Genomic DNA, 6753 nt, shown 5'->3' on the forward strand with positions numbered 1-6753 from the left:
CGGTCGGTGAGCATCGAGACGACCCGTTGCCGCAACGCTAACTCGTCGAGCTTCCGTGGTTTCGGTCGCCGAGCTCGTGCCCAGGTTTGTTCTTGAGCGATCGAGGGCAGATACCGGTGATTCAGGCGGTTTCTTGCGAGCTCACGGCTGATCGTTGACGGAGCCCGCCCCACCCTGGCAGCGATGCTTCGCACCCCGTGACCCGATGCGAAGTGGAAAGCGATCTCTTCTCGTTCCCGTAAAGACAACGAGCCAGCGCGTGATTTCAAGGACTCTAGATGCGGTGAGGGCAGCACTTGCCGATCATCCTTCAGCCACCGGTACGCGGTCGGTCGCGACACCCCTGATCTTCTTGCGGCGACTGCGACCGGTAAGCCTTCCCGGAGTCCTTCCCAGAACGCTAAACGGACATTCTCTGGCGACCATGGTCGACCCATTCACAACACCCCACCCAATTCAGGGTGTTGCGCTCACCACCTGAACTCGCCAGACACTTAGCGCGGTGCTCGTTGTTCACTTCTATCTCCTGTGAGTTGCAGCGATAATCGTCGGTCTTTCCGCAGCGGTAATCGGCGTCCCTAGTGACCGATGAGGAGCGCGTCCCGCGCGGCTTCCACCACTTCGGGGGTCAACTCGTCGAGCCCATTGACTGTCTGCACACGTTCGATCTGGGTGAGTAGTCGATCCACGAGGCGAAAGTTGCCACCTGTGATCCGCACGATGGTAGCGACAGCTGTCGCGTGGGCGACACCACCGTCGGCGGCACCCTCAGCTGCTGGTAGGCGCGTGGTCAGTACCGCGGTGAGTTCATCCGCAGTCAGCTGACGATACTCGTGGGCGAAACCAATCCGACTGTAGAGCTGCGGATATCGAGCGAGGCGCTTCTCGATCCCGGGCATACCGATGAGGATCACCCCCATGTGGTGATGATCGTAGAAGTCACGAACCTGTTCCAGGCCTGTGGTCTTGAGGCGATCAGCTTCGTCAATGATGAGCAGCTCAGTGCGTCCGCTGGAGCGAGACTCCGTATGGACGTAGGGGTCCACGACACCGTGCTCGGCGAAGTCCACAGCGAAAGAGATCTTCTGGCAGACCCGCGGCAGTCCCTGGTCGATCTGCTTAGTGGTCGCAGCCACGGTGGGGGTGAAGAACGCGGTGCGGGCCTCGAGCACGCGCGGCGGCACCGGGCCGAGATCTTCAGTGAAGAGGGAATGCCACTGCTCCCATTCATCGATGCCGCCGTAGTGACGGGCAGAAAGAGTCTTGCCCACCCCGGGCGGGCCCCAGCAGAGCCCGATGTAGCGGTGGGCCCTGACGGCATCCGCGAACTCAGTGAAGCGACGATGCTCCCGGGTCGTTTGAAAGGATGGCAGGTCGGGTCGCGGTGGGGCGCTGGAGTTGACCTCTCCGAAGTCTTGCGTGAGGAACCGGCGCCCGTCCTCACCTTTGTTGAGGATGGAATGTCCAGGGCTATTCGGTGGCATAGAGGCGCAATCGGTGTCGTGGTGGTGAATTCTCGATGGTTGGCGGTTCTACCGCGGCAGGCGTAGGAGGGGCATATCGCGAGTCGACTGGCAGCGTGTCGGCAAGGCTGCGGCGTTGTCGCAGCTGTCGTTTCAGGTCGCGGCGGCGTTGAGTCCGGGCCGCTTGGAGCTCTTGGAGGGAGACGGACTCTGCGGCAAGTTGGGGAGCGATCGCGCGGCAGAGGAACTCGTCGTGGAAGTAGACCCGGATCTCACCGACATCGCGGGGGTTGAACCGCACTGTCACCTGTTCACCGACGTAGGCGGCTAAGACCGTGGAGACGTACCGGGTGGAGGCAAACTGGATCCCGTCGCGCTGAACCTTCCGCGTGGCGGCCGCAGTCAGCAGCAGAAGGTCGAGCTCCTCAGGCCGGGCAGGGGCACGCGGGATGAAACCAGAGGCGCCCCACCGGTGGGCAGGCGCTTCATCGGTTTCGGAGTGGGTGCGCTGGTTGTACTCGGTGACGATGAACTTCTCCATGATCGCGTCGAGCTCTTCAAGCGTCAGTGTCGGGTCAGTGGCCGGGGTTCCGTTGGTCCCGTGCGGGATGTGCCCGGGCAGATGCGGCAGCAGCTGCGAGGTGACGGACCCGTAGAACCTCTCGATCTTTCCCCGACCTTGTGGAATACCGACCCGGGAGTGGATGAGCTGGACTTTGGTGTCTAGGCAGACGCGCTCCAGCCGGGCGGAGGTGAAGTCGGAGCCATGGTCTGAATAGAGCAATTCGGGCAGACCACACAGGGGCCAGGAGGGATCTGCCTTGGGGTTGATGGCCTTGTGCAGTGCCAGTGCTGTCTGCTCCGCCGTCGGGGCACCCAGGAACAGGGTGTACCCGGCAACCGCACGCGAGTAGTCATCCAAGAGCACCGTCAACCAGGGGCGCACCGGGGCGCCAGCCTTATCCAGGACCGCAACATCGAGAAGCGTGTGATCGGCCTGCCACTGCTCATTCGGACGTGCGGCGCTGCGGCGCAGCACCAATTCAAACCGATCCCGGTACGTAGCGTCCCCGTGTTGAGCCAGCGTCCGTAGACCAGGATCGATAGCGCCGATGATCGCTCGCACGCTGGAGTAGCTCGGCGCGGCCAGGCCTCGGTCCTCGGCGATGTCGCAGACCCGGCGATGGATGAACGCGGCTGTGGGCTCAGGCCGCCGAAGTGCCAATGCTTCGATCACTTCAACGAGCTCAGCCGGGATTCGCCGTCTCCCACGGTCACTACGAACCCGGCGCGCTAAGCCGCGCGAGGTTGGGTCAGCGCGGTATTTCGCGGACCAGCGGGCAAGTGTTCGCAGGGCCACCCCTGATTCCGCAGCGATGCGCGTCCAAGTGACTCCCTCGTCGTGCTGGCGCAGCAGAGTGATCTTCTCCTCTGCGGTGAACTGCGCCATCGCTATCACCGACCGATATCAAATCTCAGAGCCGGCGTCGGCTTCGGTGCCTACCCCGGCGGTCACCGATTCAGCAGGCCGGGGCGGCAAATGCCGATACAGACTGGACCGGGCAATCCCCGACTTGGTCACGATCTCAGCGATGGTATGTCCGGTCTCGCGCAAGTGCGCAGCGTAGGCCAGCTTGTCCGGGTCCACCACCGAGGGTCGGCCCACGCGGCGACCGTTCGCCGTGGCCACTGCTCGGGCATGGGCGGCACGTTCGAGCGTGTAGGTGCGTTCCATCTGTCCGAACAATGCCAGGAGCACTACGGCCAGCTGCGCCATCGGATCGTTGGGGTTCGATGAATCGACCTTGATCGGATCCGCCAGATTCCTGACGCCCACTCCTCGCTCGGCGAGGTCATGGATGAGGTTCAAGGTGTCACGGACCGTGCGTCCGAGTCGATCGAGGGTGTGGACCACGATCACGTCACCGTCGCGGGCGTACTCCAACGCCGCGTTCAGTCCTGGTCGGTTCACTGTGGAGCCAGACTTCTTGTCCACGTAGATCCGGTCGGCTGAGATGCCGACCTCCCGCAGGGCATCGATCTGTCGATCTAGATCCTGTTTGGCCGTCGAGACTCGTGCGTACCCCAATTCCATGGCCTGAGAGTACCAGTAGTCGGAATCGTACGGAATAGATGGAATCCGATTGTGGGATAACTTCTGGGACGCCGCCGCGCCGATAGCTGTGGATGCTGAGGCCTGCTCGTGAGGTCCGTCCCACAACCAAGGAAACGGGACGGCTATCTGAGCCTTTTCCGCTCGTTAGTGATGACCCGCTCAGGTGCAGCAGGAGTGACATTTAGCGCTACGACTCATATCTCCTGATTAGGAGGATTTGGAGGCCGTTACGATGTGGCACACCTCAGCGTCTCTACAGTCTGCCGGGTCCAGTTTCTGGCTTGCCAGAAGGGTCTGTTCGAGATCAGCGGCTAGCACCTGAAGTTCAATTTGGCGTGCCCGGACATCGGCGAGTTTCTCTTCGAGAAGACCTGAGACGTGTCCACAAGGGGTCTGGCCTGTCTCGCGGAGCTCAATCGTGTCCAGTACCTCGCTCAGGCTCAGGCCGGCAGCCTGGGCGGCACGGATAAACCGCAGCCGTGCGACGGCATGGTCGTCATAGCGACGGTAGCCGCCACCCGTTCGCGCTGGTTCCGGCAAGAGGCCCTGGCGTTCATAGAAGCGAATCGTCTGACGTCCGAGACCTGTGATGGCGCTGAGTTCTCCGATAAGCACCCTCCCATCCTATGACTTGACCTTGTACCTGACTGCAAGGTTTAAGGTCAGGTCATGGAAATCGTGCTGCAGTACTTTGAGGGATGCCCCAATTGGAAGATCGCCCATGAGCGGCTCCAGGCGCTGTGTGCTGAGCGCTCCGACATCAGTCTGAGTATGCAGCTGGTAGAGAGCGATGCTGAGGCTGAGCTGGTTGGCTTTCATGGTTCCCCAAGCGTTTTGATCGATGGTTTCGACAGATTCGCTGAGGCCTCTTCTGCGGTGGGCCTGTCGTGTCGCCGGTATGTGAGTCCTGAGGGGATGGCCGGGGCCCCGACCATGGAGCAGCTGCGCGCAGCGCTAGCAGACGCTGAGTTCACGCCGAGATAAATCCTGAGTCCCGAGGATCCCATTCACCCCGCTGCGTGACGGTCGAGGCGCTTCAAAGAAGGTGTAGATATGACGAGGAAGCACGAGGAGCCCGAGAAGTACGACCTGATGGTTATTGGTGCCGGGATGGCGGGAATCGCGGCAGCGACCAAGTGCGCGTCCCAGGGATGGCGTGTGGCCATCGTGGACTCGCTTCCCTATGGTGGCACCTGTGCCTTGCGGGGGTGTGACCCGAAGAAGATTCTGCGCCGAGGAGCTGAGATCCTCGAGGCGGCACATCTCATGGGGGATAAAGGCATCGATGAGGGGGGCCTATCGGTGAACTGGGCGCAGCTGATGAAGCATAAGCACGGCTTCACCGATGGGGTGCCCGCCAGCATGGAAGACGGGCTCAAGACGCACGGGGTGCAGACACTCCACGGCACCGCAGTGTTCACCGGCCCGACCGAAGTTGAGGTCTCCGGGGTGGAGTATCACGCAACAAAGATCCTGATCGCGACCGGTGCCACGCCTGTGTCGCTTGATTTTCCTGGCCACGAGCACCTGATCAACAGCACCGCGTTTTTGAATCTCGAGAGTCTTCCTCCGCGGGTCCTCTTTGTCGGAGGCGGGTTCGTGTCCTTCGAATTCGCTCATATCGCAGCACGCGCCGGGTCCCGACCGATCATCATCGACCGTGGATCGCGACCGTTGAAGGGCTTTGACCCTGATCTGGTGGATCTGCTGGTCCGACGTGGCGCCGAGTGTGGTGTCGACGTGCAATCGGGTACCAGCATGACCGGTGTGGAAGAGACACCCGCGGGGTATCAGGTGCACCTTCAACAGCAGGGCGTCGCGTCGATGATTGAGGTGGACCTTGTCGTTCATGGGGCAGGACGTGTCCCTGATCTGTCCAGGCTTGATCTTGAGGCTGGAGGTGTGGCGTATGGTCCAGGAGGCATCGACGTGTCGGCTGATCTGCAGTCGGTCACGAATTCCGCCGTGTATGCCGCCGGTGATGCTGCGGATACTGAAGGGATGCCACTGACCCCCGTGGCCGTATTGGAAGCCAAGGTTGCGGCATCAAACATTCTGAAGTCAGGAAATGCTGTGCCTGACTATGCGGGGACTCCCACGGCGGTCTTCACGATCCCGGAGCTCGTTAGGGTGGGTGTGCTCGAAGATGAAGCCCAGGCGCGCGGAATGGATATCGAGGTCAGGTATACCGATACCAGCCGGTGGTTCTCCCAGTATCGAGTCGGCGAGACGGCGGGGGCGGTCAAGATCCTCGTTGATCGATCGAGTGATCGCATCGTGGGGGCTCATCTGTTCGGACATGGTGTTGCCGAGTTGGTCAACACGATCAGCCTGGCCATGAAGTACGGGCTCACGGCGCGCGAATTGAGGTCCTCTCCGGCGGTTTACCCTTCGGTCGGGTCTGACCTGGGCTCGATGCTCTGACCTGAGATAAGAAGAACTCTGCGATACGGCCGGGCATGGTGTGGAGTTCATAGATAGAACACCGCGAGTTTCCGAAGGTTCCTTGAATAGGCTTTCAGGCTTATGAGAGGTTACTGGACCGTTGATCGGTCGAGATTCCACATTCGGTGCTCACCGACTGCGCGAGGTCGAAGGAATCCTCCGCAAATTGGAAAGTGTTGAGGAACGTCCTGGCAGGTTCACTGCAGTACGTAGCGACCTGCCCGGACAGTGCAGAGCCTGTCACTCCGCGTGCGCCTGCCAAGTGTCCAGTGCATCATCCCAGTGCTGTCGATCTAAGCGACAGATATCGGTGTCAGAAGACCGCCATTTATCGCTACGACTCACAGACCTGCCGTCGTGATTTCGACGACACGGCCGTGTCTTAGAAAGCTATAGCTTTCTAATCCGCTCTGTCAGTTCATTAGTTACTGTATAGTTCAGTAGATGCTGACTATTGCCTCTCGTGTTGATGTGATGAACCGGTTGGGTCGGGCGATGGCCGACCCAACCCGGTCCCGGATTCTGCTGACCCTGATGGAAGGACCGGCCTATCCGGCGGAGCTGGCTCGGGACCTGGAGTTGACTCGTTCGAACGTGTCGAATCACCTGGCCTGCCTGCGGGACTGCGGCATCGCGGTCGCCGTGCCCGAGGGACGCCAGACCCGGTATGAGATCGCCGACGCGCACCTGGCGCGGGCACTGACCGCGCTGGTCGATATCACTCTGGCG

8 protein-coding genes are annotated in these 6753 nt (G+C 61.2%); 3 read left to right on the plus strand and 5 right to left on the minus strand.

What is annotated here, in order from left to right:
- The 5 genes from BCL67_RS16050 to BCL67_RS14810 form a co-directional block, all read right to left on the minus strand.
- A partial coding sequence (locus BCL67_RS16050; RefSeq protein ID WP_146131211.1) for a helix-turn-helix domain-containing protein occupies positions 1-437 on the minus strand: 437 nt, incomplete at its 3' end.
- Positions 438-578: 141 nt separating this feature from the next.
- A complete protein-coding gene (locus BCL67_RS14795; RefSeq protein ID WP_058889641.1) occupies positions 579-1484 on the minus strand; it encodes an AAA family ATPase in 906 nt (301 codons plus the stop codon).
- Positions 1471-2700 carry a transposase family protein gene (locus BCL67_RS14800; protein WP_258175120.1) on the minus strand — a complete coding sequence of 410 codons (1230 nt, stop codon included), beginning with the start codon at positions 2698-2700 and terminating at the stop codon, positions 1471-1473. The genes BCL67_RS14795 and BCL67_RS14800 overlap by 14 nt, the downstream gene beginning before the upstream one ends.
- Before the next feature lie 231 nt (positions 2701-2931).
- The gene (locus BCL67_RS14805; protein ID WP_106124173.1) at positions 2932-3558 is read right to left on the minus strand and encodes a recombinase family protein; all 627 of its coding nucleotides are present in this window, start codon (positions 3556-3558) and stop codon (positions 2932-2934) included.
- A gap of 228 nt (positions 3559-3786) precedes the next feature.
- Positions 3787-4194, minus strand: a complete 408-nt coding sequence (locus tag BCL67_RS14810) for a heavy metal-responsive transcriptional regulator (protein WP_083505049.1) — start codon at positions 4192-4194, stop codon at positions 3787-3789.
- Between the two features lie 54 nt (positions 4195-4248).
- Between BCL67_RS14810 and BCL67_RS14815 the strand changes: the two genes are divergently transcribed.
- The 3 genes from BCL67_RS14815 to cmtR form a co-directional block, all read left to right on the plus strand.
- On the plus strand, positions 4249-4563 hold the full coding sequence (locus tag BCL67_RS14815; RefSeq protein ID WP_058889638.1) for a hypothetical protein: 315 nt from the start codon (positions 4249-4251) through the stop codon (positions 4561-4563).
- 69 nt (positions 4564-4632) lie between these two features.
- Positions 4633-6003: a dihydrolipoyl dehydrogenase family protein gene (locus BCL67_RS14820; protein ID WP_106124174.1), complete on the plus strand. Its 1371-nt coding sequence runs from the start codon at positions 4633-4635 to the stop codon at positions 6001-6003.
- A 465-nt stretch (positions 6004-6468) separates the two neighbouring features.
- Positions 6469-6753, plus strand: a 285-nt coding sequence (gene cmtR / locus BCL67_RS14825; RefSeq protein WP_106124175.1) for a Cd(II)/Pb(II)-sensing metalloregulatory transcriptional regulator CmtR, incomplete at its 3' end; no start/stop codon positions are given.

It is taken from the genome of Nesterenkonia sandarakina, from assembly GCF_003003175.1.
GTDB classification, from domain to species: domain Bacteria; phylum Actinomycetota; class Actinomycetes; order Actinomycetales; family Micrococcaceae; genus Nesterenkonia; species Nesterenkonia sandarakina_A.